The organism is Pseudomonas sp. Pseusp88 (genome assembly GCF_047303955.1).
Taxonomy (GTDB): domain Bacteria; phylum Pseudomonadota; class Gammaproteobacteria; order Pseudomonadales; family Pseudomonadaceae; genus Aquipseudomonas.
On record NZ_JBGLYM010000007.1, the window covers coordinates 142,936 to 159,187 of the forward strand.

Below are 16,252 nucleotides of genomic sequence, written 5' to 3' on the forward strand. Positions count from 1 at the left end.
CGGCTGCACGATTTTGCTTAACACACTGGGGTTCATTAGGAGTTTCACGATGGAAATGCTGAAGTTTGGTAAATTTGCTGCGCTGGCTCTGGCCATGGCTGTAGCTGTTGGTTGCTCGTCGAAGGGCGGTGACAACGCCGGTCAAGGCGCAGCTGTAGATCCAAACGCTGGTTACAACGCCAACAATGGCGCTGTTGATGGCAGCCTGAGCGAAGAAGCTGCTCTGCGCGCGATCACCACTTTCTACTTCGAATACGACAGTTCGGACCTGAAGCCAGAAGCCATGCGCTCCCTGGACGTTCACGCCAAGGACCTGAAAGCTAACGGCGCTCGCGTTGTTCTGGAAGGTAACACCGACGAACGTGGTACTCGCGAGTACAACATGGCACTGGGCGAGCGTCGTGCGAAAGCCGTTCAACGCTACCTGGTTCTGCAAGGCGTGTCGCCAGCTCAGCTGGAAGTGGTTTCCTACGGTGAAGAGCGTCCAGTTGCTACCGGCAACGACGAGCAATCCTGGGCTCAAAACCGTCGCGTCGAACTGCGTAAGTAATTTGACATGCGAACGTGCCGTCGTGCTCTAACCGTTTTGGCCCTCACCCTTCCACTTGTTGCGATGGGTGCGGTTCCTGTGGTCGATGACAATTCTGGCTCTGCTAGTAGCAGTTATCCGCCAGCGGGTTATGGCACGTCCGGCGCCTATGCCGGGGGAGGGGTTACGGCCCCTGCCTCGGCACAGGGTCAGCTGTTCATGCAGCTGCAACAGATGCAGGACGAAATCGCGCGTTTGCGCGGTGTTGTCGAGGTCCAGCAAAACGATATCCAGCGTATGAAGCAGGAAGCTCTGGAGCGTTATCAGGAACTTGATCAACGCATAGGCTCTGGCACTGCTCCGGCAGCACCGGCCAATAATTCCCAATCCGCTGGTGGCGATATCAACGCCGGCGGTACCCCTGCGGCCCCAGCGGCCCAGGCTCCGGCAGCAAGCGCTGAACCTGCCGATCCGGCCAAGGAAAAGCTCTATTACGATGCTGCCTTCGACCTGATCAAGGCCAAGGATTTTGACAAGGCCAGCCAGGCTTTCAACGCTTTCCTGCGCAAGTATCCAAATAGCCAGTACGCGGGCAACGCCCAATACTGGTTGGGTGAAGTCAACCTGGCCAAAGGCGATCTGCAAGGTGCCGGTCAGGCTTTTGCCAAGGTCAGCCAGTTGTACCCGAAGCATCAGAAAGTGCCTGATTCCCTGTACAAGCTGGCCGACGTCGAGCGTCGCCTTGGTCACACCGACAAGGTCAAAGGCATTCTGCAGCAGGTTGTCGCCCAGTATCCTGGCACTTCGGCTGCTCAGCTTGCCCAGCGCGATCTGCAACGTCTGTGACGTTCTGACCCCGCGTTCAAGAAAAGCCGCGCCTGTCGCGGCTTTTTTCGTTTAGAATCTCGCACCGAATTTTTGCTGTTAAATACGCTTCCCCGGATTCTGCGAGTGCAGGGTGCCCGGAAGTGCTGACGGAGGCGGACGGCCTGTTTAGCTGTTACGCCCGTGGCCCCTATGCAAGACACATTACGTATCACCGAAGTTTTTTACTCGCTTCAGGGTGAAACACGTACAGCCGGCCTGCCCACTGTATTTGTTCGCCTCACCGGCTGTCCGTTGCGCTGCCAGTACTGCGACAGCGCCTATGCTTTCAGCGGCGGCAGCATCATGACCCTGGACTCCATCGTCGAACAGGTAGCGGGCTATCGTCCCCGCTATGTCTGCGTGACCGGCGGCGAACCCCTGGCCCAGCCCAATGCCATTGCCCTGCTCAAGCGTCTCTGTGACGCGGGCTACGAGGTTTCCCTGGAAACCAGTGGTGCACTGGATATCTCGGCGGTCGACCCTCGTGTCAGCCGTGTGCTGGACCTGAAAACACCGGGTTCCAAGGAAGTCGCGCGCAATCGGTATGAAAATATCGAGTTGCTGACCCCTAACGATCAGGTCAAATTCGTGCTCTGCTCCCGCGAAGACTACGATTGGGCGGTGTCCAAGCTGATTCAGTACGGCCTTGAGCGTCGTGCGGGCGAGGTGCTGTTTTCCCCCAGCCACCACGAGCTCAATGCCCGGGACCTGGCTGACTGGATCGTGGCCGACAACCTGCCGGTACGCCTGCAAATGCAGCTGCATAAACTTCTCTGGAACGACGAGCCGGGGCGCTGAAATGAGTGATATGACCATGACCGAAAAAAGAGCCGTGATCCTGCTGTCCGGTGGACTGGATTCCGCCACCGTCGTAGCAATGGCCCGGGCCGAAGGTTACGCCTGCTACACCATGAGCTTCGACTACGGTCAGCGCCACCGTGCCGAGCTGGACGCCGCTGCCCGGGTCGCCCGGGATCTGGGGGCGGTCGAACACAAGGTGATCGGCCTCAACCTCAACGGTATCGGCGGCTCGGCCCTGACCGACAGCTCAATTGCCGTGCCGGAAACGCCCAGTGAAGGTATTCCGGTCACCTACGTGCCGGCGCGCAATACCGTGTTCCTCTCCCTGGCCCTGGGCTGGGCGGAAGTGCTGGGTGCGCGGGACATCTTTATTGGCGTCAACGCCGTTGATTACTCGGGCTACCCCGATTGCCGTCCCGAGTTTGTCGAGTCCTTCGAGCGCATGGCCAACCTGGCCACCAAGGCTGGTGTCGAGGGCAATGGCTTCACCATCCGCGCGCCCCTGCAGAACCTCAGCAAGGCCGATATCGTCAAGGCCGGCACCCGGCTGGGCGTGGACTATAGCCTGACTGTTTCCTGCTATCAGGCCGACGATCAGGGCCGTGCCTGCGGTAAATGCGACAGCTGCCGCCTGCGCGCGGAAGGCTTCGCCAGCGCCGGTTTTGCCGACCCGACGAAATATTTTTAAAATAATTTGAATTTGGTGTTGAATTACTCATAGAAATCAGTAATATACGCGCCACGCAACAGAGGGTCGTTAGCTCAGTTGGTAGAGCAGTTGGCTTTTAACCAATTGGTCGTAGGTTCGAATCCCACACGACCCACCATTTTGAAAATCCGTAAGGCCCACGAAAGTGAGGATTTACGGATTTTTTTTGTGTTCAAAAAATGGTCAGAGAAATACCCATCAAAATCTACAGCGAACCGACTAGCAGCCGTCTGCCGCGAAACATAGCGCTGGGTCGGGATGATGTCAAATTGTCATGGGGTTTACCGCACCTCTGGCTTCGCAGAGTTTGTGCGCTTAGGGTAGGGGGCGTTTGTAACCGCCGGTCTCGTTGAGTCCCGTCTGGGCGTCGCGAGACGGCCACCAAGCCCTTGGAGCGAATCTCACAGAGGTCTGCCAAGCCATGCGTTCAAGCCAAACGGCGTCCGCATTTGCTCCGCCAGTTGCTTAACTTGATTATCGGCCTGCTGGCCCTGAACCTGGTTCCCGATTGAGGGCTCTAGGGACCTGTCATTCGAGTTATGACCTAAAGCTACGTCTTTCGATACGTAAGTTCGCCTGACCCTGGCTGGTGGAGGGATGTCGAAGGCTTTACCCCTTGCCGGCCTATACGACCTTGCAATCGCTCTGCTCACTTTTTCCCGCACGCTAATATGTGGTTCCTTCATGGCGGGGGTGAACAAGGCCTCCTCGGCGTCCTGTATCATCAGAGTTCCCCCATCATCTTTTTTATGTGTATGATGTTCGATGTTCTTTACATGTTTAGCGCTATTGTAGCCGTGTTCGAGGCTACGTTTTTGTGACTGCTGTCCAAAGTGAGGTGTTCTGTCATTCATAACTGAGCGCATAAAATCATAATCAGGTTCGATATACTCCATTGTGGTAGCAATGTTGGTGTGGTTCAGAAGTTGTTTAGTTACATGTATGTTGCGCTCAGGTTGCCTCATTAACTCACTGGCAATTGTGTGACGGAACCGATGAGGTGTCATTCTGGAACCAATACTTTTTGTCAATTTTTTATACATGCTTTCAACTTGATCTGTGTTCATTATTTTGCTGCGGTAATGGACTGAAAAACGGTTGACATTGAAAAGCTGGTCGAGAGGCTTGAAATTTTGCATAACTGCTGCGCGAATCAGATTATCTATCAAGGGGTAAAGTAGATCAGGGATCGGAGCAGAAAACTCTCGGTGAGTTTTTTCCGTTTCTCCTCGAACCACAATCAACCGGTTAGTCAGGTCTACGTCCATAAAACGGACCGACAACAGTGCGTTCAGGCGAAGGCCGGTATGGTAAAAGGTTTCGAAGACTGTCAACCAGAACCAGGCCGGTGTGATCATGGCTCGTTGCTTCTTAAGGTGCTCGCTGCTGTGAAGGGACACCAATAGGTTTCGAGCATTGCTAATGGCATCTGATGCCACGGTTTTCTTGCGGCGCTTTGGGGGGATAACTGCGGTTTTTTTGAAAGGGTTTTTTACGATATTCAGCAGCCCAAACTCGATGCCGAAATCATATATTGTCCTTAAATGGTTGGAATAGGTATTCCAGCTACGCTTAGCTAGTCCATCTTCAATTACCGACTTTCTCCACTCGAGTATGCCTCTATGGTCAACTTCTCCGGCCATGCAGTCGCCGAAGTGCCGGGCAAATGCACGCGCGGCGGAGTTGTAAGTTTTTATGGTTGCCGGCCTTAAGTCATGAGTGCAGGCGTACTCCTGTACCAATTCGAAAACAGTTTTCATGATTTGTTATCCGAATCGGCGGTACTGATCAATGCCAGTATTGCGTTATCATATGGAACCTCGCTGAAAACATCTGAAGGGTATGAAAGCAGGTAGCCTCTCAGTTCGCGCACTTTGCGTGGTCCTTTTACCTGGCAGGTCCAGATATTGAGTTGGTCCGGTGTTTTCCGATGCCGCTTCTTTTTCTCGAACGCTCGCTGCACTAACTGCCATGCCTCAAGGCCTTTCTCTCGGGCTGCAATCTCAGTTTCAGGATGTTCAAGCGCATACCGTTTAAAAATATCCGGACTGACTAGAAACGCTGTTCCATCGACGGTGTGTACCCGGGCCTTCGCATCGTTGATGATTATCTTGTGAGACAAAACGCCGTTTTTCAGCCAGCTTAGAAACGAGCTTCCGTGATCACCTGGGACAGCATCGACTTGTGCTGGCCGTTCTAATAGACCGAGGGCGGGGGCAAGGTTAGGTGCTGGTTGCCTGAGCGCCCTCGGTGCTGACGGCACGGGAACGTCTGATGGCTTCTGCGTTTCCGAGTCGGGAGCTGCTACGGCTCCTACTGTGAGTGTGGATTCAGCGTGCCCATGAGCTACTGGTACGTTATCAAACAGAGAAAGCAAGTCATCCATGTGATCCGAAACGCTCTGCAATGGGGGTAACAGGTCATTCTGACTGTTTCCGGATATTTTCGATATTAAATTGCCATCATCATAGTTATCACCTGCTTCGATGCTTGGCTGCTCTGCAGTTGTGGGCGACTCTTCAGCAATCGGTTCTGTTACCTCAACGATGAGTGAACCAGAATAGTTCTCAGGGCGATCTGTGCCCTGCGGCCAAACCAGCGCTGGTGAAATCTTTATTACCGTAAATGCATTTTTCCAGCCTCTGCCGTTGTCGATTGCGACTTTCCAAATGGCCTTGTCTTGCGCATTCGTCTGGATGATCGCTTGATCCTGAAGCATATTGAACATAGGCGCATTTGAGGCTGGTATGTGCTCAATGCCCTGTGCCAGCAGAGAGGCCCTGAGCTGATCTACTGCAGGTTTGCTTACCAGCCATAGGGCATCCTGGGTCAGCCAGCCATCAGAAGGCCCATCGGGTTGATTCAGCTTGAATTTTTCTTTCACCAGCATCCGCAACCCTTCCACCAGTTGCCGCTGCAGCGACTGCTTGGGAGCCGTCATTGCGCGATCAGGGTTCCCGCCCAACTCTTGGGCGACAGATGCCTGGTCGGCTTGAGAGACTATTTGTCCGAGGATGTCTGCATATTCGTGCTGACCTGCCAGAGTGAATAACAGCTGTGCCCACAGTTCAGGGAAGCCACTTAGCCAGTCCAGAGCATCCGCTGGCAGTACCTGGGAATAGATGAGGGAGGAGGCGGCTCCGTGTAGCTTGTAATTCCGGCCTTTCACATACCTGAAGCGGTAAGGCTGCCCGATTGGTCCATACCACGGATGCCAGATCTTTCCGTCCTGCAGCTCGACCGTAACGTCGACAGCGATCTTGCCCAAGTCGTGGATGAGTGCGCCGTAAGCAGCAGCGGCAGACCACGCCTCGGCCTGTGCTGCTTGTGATTCAGGCGGGGCGCCAATCGGGAGAAGGTAGGTCTGACGAATCTTCAGGGCATAGGCCACGATTTCAAGACCATGGTCCAGCATGCCGCCTGGATAAGCATGGTGATGATTTTGCGAGGCCGGGAGATGCTGCACCAAGGCTGCGTATCTTTCGAGCGGCACAAGATAAAGGCTTCCGAACTGTTTTCGCGAGAGCGAAGTACGTTGCCATATGTTCTCGAGTAAATTACGCCTGCGCTGTGTTCCGAGCAGGTCGCTTGCTGACTCAGGCGCGGTAAATCCTCCCAGCGATGATAGAGGCTGGGAGGCTGTCGCAGGTTTTCGCCGAAATATGAAAAGCATGGTATTGCCCATGAAAAGGTCATGGGTGGGGTTTTCCGCTATGTGTTGTATTGCGGCAACGGTATTTCGATATTGGGAAGGGGGAGGGTTGAGGAGGCAAAAAGCCATCCTCTCAAGTCATTGCTCGGAGGGGGGCGGAGACTGAGTTAAATAACCATCAATGTTGCCCTCGATCTCCCCCATTGCCTGCCAGGCGACAAATGTTTCTCGCAGATCGCAAACGTTGTCTGCGTTCAGCTCGTCTTCAAGCATTACTAACTCGCTGATGGGCATGAATGCCGTAAGCAATGGTCGGCCTTCGGCGTCTTGAGCCAAGCCCTGAAGGGTTTCTTCGATCCTTACGCTCCACTTTTGGTGCTGCCGCAACCAATTCAAGATCTGTTCAACTGCCGCGGGGTCGCGGATTACAACGTCCACCGCACCGGGCATCTGAACGCTGCATTTGAGCAGGTTCGGCATCTTCATTTTCTCTGACAGTTTAATCATCTCTGGGTCAGTGATTTGTTCCCAAACCCTTGCGTGGAACGTGATTGGCATCGTGCTGTCAATGTGACTGAGATCAGACATGAAACGTGACTTCCGCCTGGATTATATCGAGCACAATCATTGCCATGATGAAGGCCTCGGTCATATCGGGAACAGCTACGTCATCAGTAGCAAAGTCATGCGCGAGCCTCGTCATGAACGTCAGACAGTGACTTCCAGTGGCTCCGTTGATATCGACTGACAGAAATTCGCCGTCTGCGTGGCGGTACGGCCATACCAGCGCTTTGAGTTTGCCGGTGGTGCTCGATGCCACCCTGGATGCAACCATTGCTGCCCAATGACCAATTTCTGGCGAGATGGCGCGTGAGCTGGGGCCAATATGACAGAGGACCTGAATGTCAACTGGTGGCGGGGTACTGCAATCGGTATTGGGCATGCTGGTTGTCCTCAGAGGGGAGGAGGTAAGCATGGCTTTAAGGGCATGGGCAGTCAGCGAAAAATCATTATTTCAGCTAACAGGATTACCTTAGACGGGCGAAGGCGCTTTCTACCAAGTGTTGGTTGCGATAAAGCCCTCCATCCCGATCCGCGTTGCGTTTCACGGAGTTGCGCTTTCTCGGAATCACGGCTTTGGCACCTTGTTGTTCAAACTGCTTCCGTAAGACCACACTGTCGTAGCCGTTGTCCGCAATGATTGTTTTTGCGGCGCCCACATTGGCAATCAACGCGCACGCCTGGATGCAGATCGTTGATCTGGCCTCCAGTGAATTCAAACATGACTCGCAGTCCGCAGGCATCTACAGCCGTGTGGATCTTGCTAGTGCTGCCGGAATCCATTGACCTACGCAAACACCCAGCGAACGAAGTGTCTGCGCGGGATTTAGGATGCAGCATACAGGGCAGTCAATATCAGCAGTCTGAGTCAAAACCGCATCAGCGCCAACACTCCGTGATCACCTGATTCGAATGGTCGCAGGTGTCCAAAGTGGCCTATGCATTGCTGCTTTCGCCGCTGGTAGGGTTTGTTTGCGCTGCGGGACTGCTGTTTCTGCTGAAGGCCCTGGTCAAGCAGAAGGAGTTGTACCAGGAACCCAAAGGCAACAGCCCACCACCGCCTCGGATTCGTGGTCTGTTGATTCTGACGTCTAGTGGTGTGTCGTTTGCCCACGGTTCCAACGACGGGCAAAAGGGCATGGGACTGATCATGCTGATCCTGGTGGGCACGCTACCCATGGCGTACGCGCTGGATCGCGCGGTACCATTGACCCAGACTACCCAGTTCGTCGCCGTGGCTCAGGTCACCCATCAGGGGCTGACCGAGGCCGTGCAGGGGCGCAAGGTCGAAGATCCGCGCACGGCATTGATGGAGTATGTGCGTACCCGCAAAGCTAGCCCCGACACGTTGCCTGCACTTGCCGCAGTCACCGGGATTATTGCCGAAGAGGTGAAGAACTATGGCACCCTGGCCAAAGTCCCGGCTCAAGCCATGACCAACGTGCGCAACGATATGTTTCTGACCTCGGAGAGCATCCGCCTGCTCGGCACCCAGCACCTGGATGATTTTTCTGCTGACACCCGTACCAACGTCAAAGAATTCAAGCGTCAGATAGACGAAGCCACGCGTTTCATTCCGTCCTGGGTCAAGACCGCAGTAGCCATTGCGTTGGGCCTTGGCACCCTGGTGGGCTGGCGCCGCATCGTCATTACTGTCGGAGAACGGATCGGTAAGGCGCACCTGACCTATGCCCAAGGGGCGAGTGCAGAACTTGTCACCATGGCAACCATCGGGGCCGCCGACGCCTTCGGACTTCCGGTGTCCACCACCCATGTGCTGTCTTCGGGCGTCGCCGGGGCCATGGCGGCCAATGGGAGCGGACTGCAAATGGCTACTGTGCGCAACCTGATGCTGGCCTGGGTATTTACTTTGCCTGCTGCCATGGCGCTTTCGGCTGCACTTTTCTGGCTGTTCCACTCGATCTTCTAGGGGGAGCCTGAACATGACTGCCAGCCAGCATTGAGGTCAACGAAGGCGTCAGCCGTGCAGGATAGGTAAATTATTACACCGCGCTGGATGGCCTACATATGTTGCGAACGATCATCACTAGCGATACATGATGATAATAATTTAAATGTATTATGATTGTTTGTAACGCCCCATCGACAAGCCTCTGAAACGACCAGCATGAACAGCCCTACACAAGAATGGATGAAGTACGTTGCTGCTCCTGCCTTAGGCCTGCAAGGGCTGCACGCGCATTTCAATTCGCACGCGTATGAGCGGCACGCACACGACTATTTCGTGATTGGTACCATTGACGCTGGGGCGCCCAAAGTCACCCTCGAAAGTCGTTCGTTTGTGGCGCCAGCTGGTACGGCCATGATCATCAATCCGGGTGAGTCGCATGATGGTCGCCCCGCTGATGACGCTGGCTACGTGTATAGCATGTTGTACGTGGAACCGTGGGCTATTGCCGAACTTGCGGACGAGCTGGGCATCAATTCGTCATCAGCGCTCCACTTTACTCGCTCAGTCGTTGCTGATCCCTCAGTCGTCTTTGGACTCAAAACGCTGCATCGATCGCTGTTCAACGACGTTGATTCGCTGGAGAAGGAACTCAACGTCATGGCCGCATTGAGGCCATTATTGGAGCAGTTTTCTACTGGGCGGCTGACGAGCGAGCGCGTTGGCCTGGAGCCACGTATCGAGCGAGTCAGAGAACTCATACATGCAAGCTTCTCAAGCTCGCTGACAACCACCGACCTGGCGGCAGCGGCATCCCTGAGTCGAGTGCGCCTGAACCAACTGTTTAGCGCAGCATATGGCTTGCCGCTACACGCGTATTTGAATGCCGTTCGGTTAAATGCTGCGAAGGGCATGCTTCGATCAGGCCTCGGCGCTGCGGAAGTAGCAACTGCTGTTGGCTTGTCCGATCAGAGCCATTTGATCCGACGCTTCAAGGGCAGCTTCGGTATCACACCTTCGCAATTCACTGCCGCCTACTTATCAGATATCCAATACACCCTCTGACGCTTGGCCCCAACATCCTGCCGCCCGAACGCAGAAATGCGTTCGGGCTGGATTCAGCGCTTGGGAGCCAGCTATGTCACGACCTTCATATGCCGTCGTCACCGGTAAATCAAAGACCACTGCTTCAGCTTGGGCCATGGTCGCCATTGGCGCCGGAAGCATTCTGTCCTCCTTGGATTTGTTCGTCGTAAATCTGGCGTTTTCTGCGATACATGGCAGCTTTCCAGGGGCGACTACACAGCTTATGTCATGGGTGCTCAGTGCCTATTCAATCGCCTTCGCTGCATTTTTGGTACCGAGCGGACGGCTTGCGGATATCTATGGTCGCAAGCGGGTGTTCAAGGCGGGGCTGATGCTTTTCGCGTTTGCAAGTGCCGCATGTGCTTTAGCTCCTGACGTTTTCTCATTGATTCTGGCGCGTGGTTTAAAAGGGGTAGGGGCGGCCTTGATGATTCCAACCAGCCTTGGTTTGTTGCTGGCCGCCTTTCCCAAAGAACGTCATAAACAGATGGTAGGCATCTGGGCGGCCACAGGCTCTGTGGCCGCAGCGCTGGGCCCCACTTTAGGAGGCGCGCTGGTAGACATAAACTGGCGGCTTATTTTCCTGGTCAACCTTCCTATAGCGATAATTGCGCTGGCGCTATGCAAGCATTTAGCCCATGCGCCAGGTTCCGGCGGCTCTTTTCCTGATGTATTCGGATCGGCGTTGTTGATCGCGGGCATTGCCTTTTTAGTTGCAGGTATTTCCTATGCACCTGAGTGGGGATTGGGGTCTGCATCTCTATGGGCGACCTTCGCGCTCGCTGCATTTTTTCTGGCATTCTTTGCTCGGCGCTGTATGACTGCAGCATCCCCCGCACTGGATCTCAGCGTCTTCAAAGCACCGGCGTTCACCTTAGCGACGTTGGGCATGGCGGTTTTTTACATGGGTTTCGCCATTATGTTGTTCGGCGGTACGCTCTATCTGACCCAGGTCTGGCGCTGGAATCCAATGATTGCTGGAGCCGCATTTGGTGTGGGGCCAGGTACCGCCATGATCGCCTCGCTGGTTGTCGGAAAGACGGCAGTGTCACCTAACAGGCTTACAATTCTTGCGGGCCTCTTGTTTGTGGCCGCTGGAGGATGGTGGTACTGGAAATTGACGGGAGAGGTTGACTACTTCTTCGCGTATTTACCAGGGCTGATGCTATCGGGAGCCGCAGCCGGGATTGGCCAGACCGGTTTCCTGGCGGGTGGCGCAGCAGCACTTACGCCACAGTTGTACGCTACCGGCACAGGCATCATTAATACGGCTCGTCAGATCGGTGCGGCGATCGGAGTGGCGGTATTCGTTGCGGTGACGGGTGATGCAGTTGGCTTTGAGCAGTACCACAGAGCTTGGCTGCTGATGGCGGGTTTTGGATTACTCGCGACACTTTCGGCCTTTGTACTGCGAATCAAACCTGAAGTAGTCAGTCGCTGAAGATATATCGGGGTCGAGTGGGCGCTTTACACCACCCTGGCCCGATGGGCCGCAACGTTCGCCTTGTTCCCGCAGATCGCATAAGAGTGCCAACGCTGGGTTCGCGCGCGCGTGGTGTCGTAAAAAGCGCTGACACATGCAGGGTTATGGCAGATCTTGAGCCGGTTCCAATTGCCCTGCTCGAAGAGCTGCGCCACATCCTGGAGAATCATGCCAATCAGCGTCGGGCCGCTTTGCTGTTCGTGCACGACAGCACCATCGGCAGTAAATCGATACTGAAAAGGGTTGGAGGTACTGAGCTCATTGAGCCTGGCCAGCGCAGCATCGCTGTGATCTTCCGTCACCAAGGCGAGCAATGCATCACGTAGCTTTCGAACTGCGGGCAATGATTCCTGCTCAGAGCTATCGATATCCGGGAATAGCTTTGCACGAAATTTGCCATAGGTCTCTGGGGCGTCGAGTTGATCACTGTCTCGCTCGAACCCTACGCCTCGGGAGTTGAGGAACGCTACCAATCGATAGGCTGCCAAAACGCTTTCTTGATCGGTCATAAAGGCTCTCCTTACTGGACGAAGTACCCGCTCGTAAGGGGGTAAAAAATGTGCTTGCTGAATTCGTAGTGTAATGGTCATAATCGGTCAAGACAATTACATTTGGCCGGAAGCATGTCGCCCTGTCAGCGCTCTCTGCACTGATGGGCTGGTACCGCTGCCGTGCTAATTGGTCGCTCATAATATGTCAATCATCATCTTTAAGAGGCAATATCATGACCTTTTCCACCAGCATGCAGTGGCGTTACGCAACCAAGAAATTCGATACGGCGGCCAAGGTACCTGAAGAACAAATCCAGGATCTGTTGCACAGCGTTCGCCTGGCGCCTTCCTCCTATGGTTTGCAGCCTTACAAGGTATTTGATGTGCGCAGTGAGCATGTGCGTCAGCAAATTCGAGAGGCGTCGATGGGGCAACCGCAAATCACCGAAGGTAGTCATCTGCTCGTTTTCGCGGCGAGAACCGACCTGGATATCGATGCGGTCACGCAGTTCATCGACCTTGCAGCAAGTACTCGTGGTGTTGCACGAGAATCTCTGGCCGCGCGTGAAACCCACATTCAGGGTGCAGTGAATAAATTGTCTCCTGCCGAACGGGTGACCTGGGCGCAAAAGCAAGTCTATCTCGCGTTAGGCGTCTTGGTCGGCGCTGCAGCTCATGCCGGTATTGACGTCTGCCCGATGGAGGGCTTCGATCGAGCTCAGGTTGATCACATTCTTGGTCTCTCGGAACAGGGATTGACTGCGACAGTGTTCGCGGTGCTGGGGCACAGGGCATCAGATGACCCAACAGCCGGTTTGAACAAAGTTAGAAAGTCCGCTGAGAGTCTGTTTGTCACTGTGTAATCAATACGTGGGCCGTTGCCTGACGGCCTTTGTCATCCACTTTTGGTCGATAGAGAGACGCTCAATTGAACGCTGAAAAATATATCATCCTGGTACAAGCCGAAACCCTGCCGGAATATCGAGAGGAAGTACTTGCCGCTGCGAGACTCAATCTGCCTTTCACTCTGGCTGAGCCAGGATGTGAAGCGTTTTTTCAAACAACTGTTGCTGATCATCCTGAAAAGCTGGTGTTTTTTGAGGTTTTTGCATCCGTAGATGCCCATGATTTTCATCTTCGCCAGGACTACGCCACGAAGTTTTTCTCTGCACTGACCGGCAAACTGGTCAGCCCTCCAACAATCACGAAACTCAAACTTGTCTGAGTGAAATGGCTCGATCTGTCGGAGCTTGGATATGAACAAAATGTCTCAACCCTTGTTAATAACTGGCGCTGGAGGCCGATTGGGGCAAGCGATACTCGCTGTGGCTAGCAAAACTGAAAATACCTCCGTTATCGCCACCACCCGAGCTCCTGAGGCTATCTCGGCAAATGGCATTAGTGGCCTTAGCGTACGCGCGGCGGATTTTGACCATCCCGACTCACTGGCTGCAGCGTTTAAAGGGGCTAAACGTCTCCTGCTTATATCCACTGATGAGCTCCATCAGACAGGGAAACGGATCAGGCAACACGAATCAGCGATACAGGCTGCAATTGAAGCTGGTGTTGAACATATCGTTTACACGTCCATGCCCGCTCCCGACCGCGCCAGCGCAGTTCCATTTGCCGTTGATCATAGCGCTACCGAGCATGCACTCCGTAGGAGCGGGGTTGGCCACACCATCATGCGTGTGTCGTGGTACACCGAAAACTTGCTCGACCTGGGGATACTTTCCACTGCCGTTTCGACGGGCAAGTGGTATACGTCGGCAGGGGCCGGGACGATACCTTACGTGCCTCGCAGCGACGTAGCGCGTGCCGCATGGGCAGCGCTCGCATCAGGTGACACTGCAACACGAACCCTGGACATTACTGGATCGATAGCCTTGTCTGTGGAGGCTATGGCAGCAGTAGCCGCAGAGGTCTTTAACAAGAATATAGAAGTTATCCATGTAGACGATGTCGAGCTAGCGAAATGTCTCGCACGTTCAGGTTTGGCGGAGCCACTGATTCCTATGATTGTGGCTACAGATGCCAACACGCGAGCCGGTAACTTCCAAGTCACCAGTGATTCCATACGTGAGCTAACGGGGCAGGCACCTTCCGCACTTAAAGATTTTCTCCTGCGCTATGTAAGCACCTTCGCCACAACAAATTCGTAAGTCACTAACCTTAGAGTGAGCTTGCGTATTACCAATAGTAATACTCATGTTCAAAGCAATTCCGAGGCTCGTCCATGTTAGACCAAGAAAGCCCTGCACCCTCTGAAAAATATAAAATCGCGGTAGTACTGAGGGAGGATTTATTGTTGTGGCAGCAATTCAACGTCACTGCGTTTGTCATCAGTGGCGTTTGTTCTGAGCCGGGCGTACATGGCGCGCCTTATGTTGATGCCTCAGGACAGCAATATTTGCCGATGTTCCGTGAGCCAGTTTTGACGTTCAGCTCATCCCTGGAAGGCCTTAGGCGCATAGCAGATCGCGCTCGTTTGCGGAATGTGAAAACCTCCATTTTTACCGATGAGCTATTTTCAACCTACACCGACGAGGACAACAGGAATGCAGTTTCGCTGTATTCGAGCGACGCCTTGAATATTGCGGGCATGGCATTTCGTTGCCCCCGAAATACTGCCGACAAACTACTCAAAGGCTACAGACTCATGGCCTGAGAGGAACCCTTCAACCTCCGCCAATGGCAGCGATGAATGATTATTGGAGTTCCTATGAAAAACGATGAGGCTGAGCTCGTCCAAAACGCCGATAAAAGAGCTTTGCACTACTTGCAAAATGTCGAAGATCGTCGGGTTTTTCCGGACGCTTCTGCATTAGCGGCGCTCTCTGGATTCGATGAAGCCCTTCCGGAGGTGGGCCTTCCGGCTGCTGAAACTTTAGCTCTACTCGACGATTTGGGCTCACCGGCAACTGTCGTCACTAATGGCCCCCGGTATTTTGGGTTCGTGGTGGGTGCGGCTTTACCGGTAGCGGCGGCTGCTGAAAGACTCATGTTGGCTTGGGACAATGGTGCCCCGTTGTACCTGACGTCGCCGACGTGCGCAAAAGTCGAGGAGGTGGCCGCACGATGGCTATTGGATATTCTCGACCTCCCTAGGGAGAGCGCGGTCGGTTTCGGCACCTCGGCGACCGCTTGCAGTTTGACCTGCTTAGCGGCGGCGAGGAGGGCTGTGTTGAAAAAAACAGGTTGGAATACGGATGAGGATGGCTTGTTTGGCGCCCCAGAAATTCGAGTCGTAGTGTCCGAAAGGGTTCACGTGACGGTGCTTAAAGCCTTGCGCATCCTTGGTTTTGGTTCGAGCCGGATTGTCCTCGCCGCCGTCGATGAAAATGGTCGGATCGACGTCCAGCGTTTGCCTGAACTGACCGATATGACGATCGTTTGCCTGCAAGCCGGCGAAGTAAATACCGGCGAATTCGATCCCTTCAGCGAAATTATTTCAAGAGCCCATGATGCTGGGGCTTGGGTACATGTTGATGGAGCGTTTGGTTTGTGGGCGCGCTCATCCGAAGATCTTCGCCATCACACTTTCGGCATTGAGAAGGCAGATAGCTGGGCGGTGGATGGGCATAAATGGCTCAACACTCCCTACGATTGTGCGATGGCAATTTGCAAAGATCCGGCACTGCTCTCAGCGGCCATGAACAGCGACGCTGTTTATGCTCATGGCAGCTCCTCGGCACAGAAGAACCTCACTCTTGAGTTCTCCCGCAGGGCGCGCGGGGTACCTGTCTGGGCCGTACTTCGAACGCTGGGGCGCCAAGGTGTTGCTGCATTGGTCAAGACACATTGTGACCAGGCAACCCGACTGGCTGATAGCTTGCGAAACGCCGGCTTTGAAGTATTGAACCGTGTTGTATTGAATCAGATATTGGTACGAGGTAGCAGTGATGAAGAGACCAAAGCTATTCAAGCGTTCGCACATGATTCAGGTGAGGTCTGGTTTGGGATGTCAGCGTGGGGCGGTAGGTCGGCTTTTCGCTTGAGCATCTCATCCTGGCGGACGGCGGACGCAGATATCACTAGGCTGATGGATACCTTGATCCTTGCAAGAGACTCTTTCCGTCAGCGGTAAGCACTCGCCCTTTATCTCAATGAATCCTGCGCCTGCTCACAGGCGCACTTATACGTCCAGAATGAAGAGAATAAAAA

Annotated in this window: 16 protein-coding genes, 1 tRNA gene and 2 pseudogenes; 13 read left to right on the top strand and 6 right to left on the bottom strand. The window is 54.2% G+C overall.

The features are described 5' to 3' along the window. The first annotated feature begins 49 nt into the window (after positions 1–49). The 5 genes from pal to ACCD02_RS11965 all read left to right on the top strand — a co-directional run bounded on the left by pal (position 50) and on the right by ACCD02_RS11965 (position 3,024). Entirely contained in the window at positions 50–550 is a 501-nt protein-coding gene (gene pal, locus ACCD02_RS11945; protein ID WP_413301592.1) for a peptidoglycan-associated lipoprotein Pal, read from the top strand. 6 nt (positions 551–556) lie between these two features. Beyond that, entirely contained in the window at positions 557–1,375 is an 819-nt protein-coding gene (ybgF, locus tag ACCD02_RS11950; protein ID WP_413301594.1) for a tol-pal system protein YbgF, read from the top strand. Positions 1,376–1,546: 171 nt separating this feature from the next. Further along, entirely contained in the window at positions 1,547–2,194 is a 648-nt protein-coding gene (gene queE / locus ACCD02_RS11955; protein ID WP_413301596.1) for a 7-carboxy-7-deazaguanine synthase QueE, read from the top strand. 16 nt (positions 2,195–2,210) lie between these two features. Continuing rightward, positions 2,211–2,885, top strand: a complete 675-nt coding sequence (queC, locus tag ACCD02_RS11960) for a 7-cyano-7-deazaguanine synthase QueC (protein WP_413301598.1) — start codon at positions 2,211–2,213, stop codon at positions 2,883–2,885. Positions 2,886–2,948: 63 nt separating this feature from the next. After that, positions 2,949–3,024 (top strand) — tRNA-Lys (locus ACCD02_RS11965). A gap of 283 nt (positions 3,025–3,307) precedes the next feature. Here ACCD02_RS11965 and xerC read toward each other — a convergent pair. From xerC to ACCD02_RS11990, 5 genes and pseudogenes are all read right to left on the bottom strand, one after another. Next, positions 3,308–4,666 carry a tyrosine recombinase XerC gene (gene xerC / locus ACCD02_RS11970; RefSeq protein ID WP_413301600.1) on the bottom strand — a complete coding sequence of 453 codons (1,359 nt, stop codon included), beginning with the start codon at positions 4,664–4,666 and terminating at the stop codon, positions 3,308–3,310. Beyond that, complete coding sequence (mobH, locus tag ACCD02_RS11975) at positions 4,663–6,591, bottom strand: MobH family relaxase (protein ID WP_413301602.1); 1,929 nt, start codon at positions 6,589–6,591, stop codon at positions 4,663–4,665. The genes xerC and mobH overlap by 4 nt, the downstream gene beginning before the upstream one ends. 105 nt (positions 6,592–6,696) lie before the next feature. After that, positions 6,697–7,146: a hypothetical protein gene (locus ACCD02_RS11980; protein ID WP_413301604.1), complete on the bottom strand. Its 450-nt coding sequence runs from the start codon at positions 7,144–7,146 to the stop codon at positions 6,697–6,699. After that, positions 7,139–7,501 carry a hypothetical protein gene (locus ACCD02_RS11985; protein WP_413301606.1) on the bottom strand — a complete coding sequence of 121 codons (363 nt, stop codon included), beginning with the start codon at positions 7,499–7,501 and terminating at the stop codon, positions 7,139–7,141. The genes ACCD02_RS11980 and ACCD02_RS11985 overlap by 8 nt, the downstream gene beginning before the upstream one ends. An 88-nt stretch (positions 7,502–7,589) precedes the next feature. Continuing rightward, positions 7,590–7,896, bottom strand: a pseudogene (locus ACCD02_RS11990) (transposase); the annotation flags it as partial. A 133-nt stretch (positions 7,897–8,029) separates the two neighbouring features. Between ACCD02_RS11990 and ACCD02_RS11995 the strand changes: the two are divergent. From ACCD02_RS11995 to ACCD02_RS12005, 3 genes and pseudogenes are all read left to right on the top strand, one after another. Further along, positions 8,030–9,049 (top strand): annotated as a pseudogene (locus ACCD02_RS11995) (inorganic phosphate transporter); the annotation flags it as partial. A gap of 198 nt (positions 9,050–9,247) precedes the next feature. Further along, positions 9,248–10,093, top strand: a complete 846-nt coding sequence (locus ACCD02_RS12000; protein ID WP_413301608.1) for an AraC family transcriptional regulator — start codon at positions 9,248–9,250, stop codon at positions 10,091–10,093. A 73-nt stretch (positions 10,094–10,166) separates the two neighbouring features. Further along, positions 10,167–11,555, top strand: a complete 1,389-nt coding sequence (locus tag ACCD02_RS12005; RefSeq protein WP_413301610.1) for an MFS transporter — start codon at positions 10,167–10,169, stop codon at positions 11,553–11,555. A 26-nt stretch (positions 11,556–11,581) separates the two neighbouring features. Here the strand turns inward: ACCD02_RS12005 and ACCD02_RS12010 are convergent, their stop codons facing one another. Beyond that, the gene (locus ACCD02_RS12010) at positions 11,582–12,106 is read right to left on the bottom strand and encodes a CGNR zinc finger domain-containing protein (protein ID WP_413301612.1); all 525 of its coding nucleotides are present in this window, start codon (positions 12,104–12,106) and stop codon (positions 11,582–11,584) included. 215 nt (positions 12,107–12,321) lie between these two features. Between ACCD02_RS12010 and ACCD02_RS12015 the strand changes: the two genes are divergently transcribed. From ACCD02_RS12015 to ACCD02_RS12035, 5 genes are all read left to right on the top strand, one after another. Then, the gene (locus ACCD02_RS12015) at positions 12,322–12,951 is read left to right on the top strand and encodes an NAD(P)H-dependent oxidoreductase (protein ID WP_413301614.1); all 630 of its coding nucleotides are present in this window, start codon (positions 12,322–12,324) and stop codon (positions 12,949–12,951) included. Positions 12,952–13,016: 65 nt separating this feature from the next. Then, positions 13,017–13,313: a putative quinol monooxygenase gene (locus ACCD02_RS12020; protein ID WP_413301616.1), complete on the top strand. Its 297-nt coding sequence runs from the start codon at positions 13,017–13,019 to the stop codon at positions 13,311–13,313. 31 nt (positions 13,314–13,344) lie between these two features. Continuing rightward, entirely contained in the window at positions 13,345–14,250 is a 906-nt protein-coding gene (locus tag ACCD02_RS12025; RefSeq protein WP_413301618.1) for an NAD(P)H-binding protein, read from the top strand. 74 nt (positions 14,251–14,324) lie between these two features. Further along, positions 14,325–14,756 carry a DUF2000 family protein gene (locus ACCD02_RS12030; RefSeq protein ID WP_413301620.1) on the top strand — a complete coding sequence of 144 codons (432 nt, stop codon included), beginning with the start codon at positions 14,325–14,327 and terminating at the stop codon, positions 14,754–14,756. A gap of 54 nt (positions 14,757–14,810) precedes the next feature. Continuing rightward, on the top strand, positions 14,811–16,175 hold the full coding sequence (locus ACCD02_RS12035) for a pyridoxal phosphate-dependent decarboxylase family protein (RefSeq protein WP_413301622.1): 1,365 nt from the start codon (positions 14,811–14,813) through the stop codon (positions 16,173–16,175). Positions 16,176–16,252 lie beyond the last annotated feature (77 nt).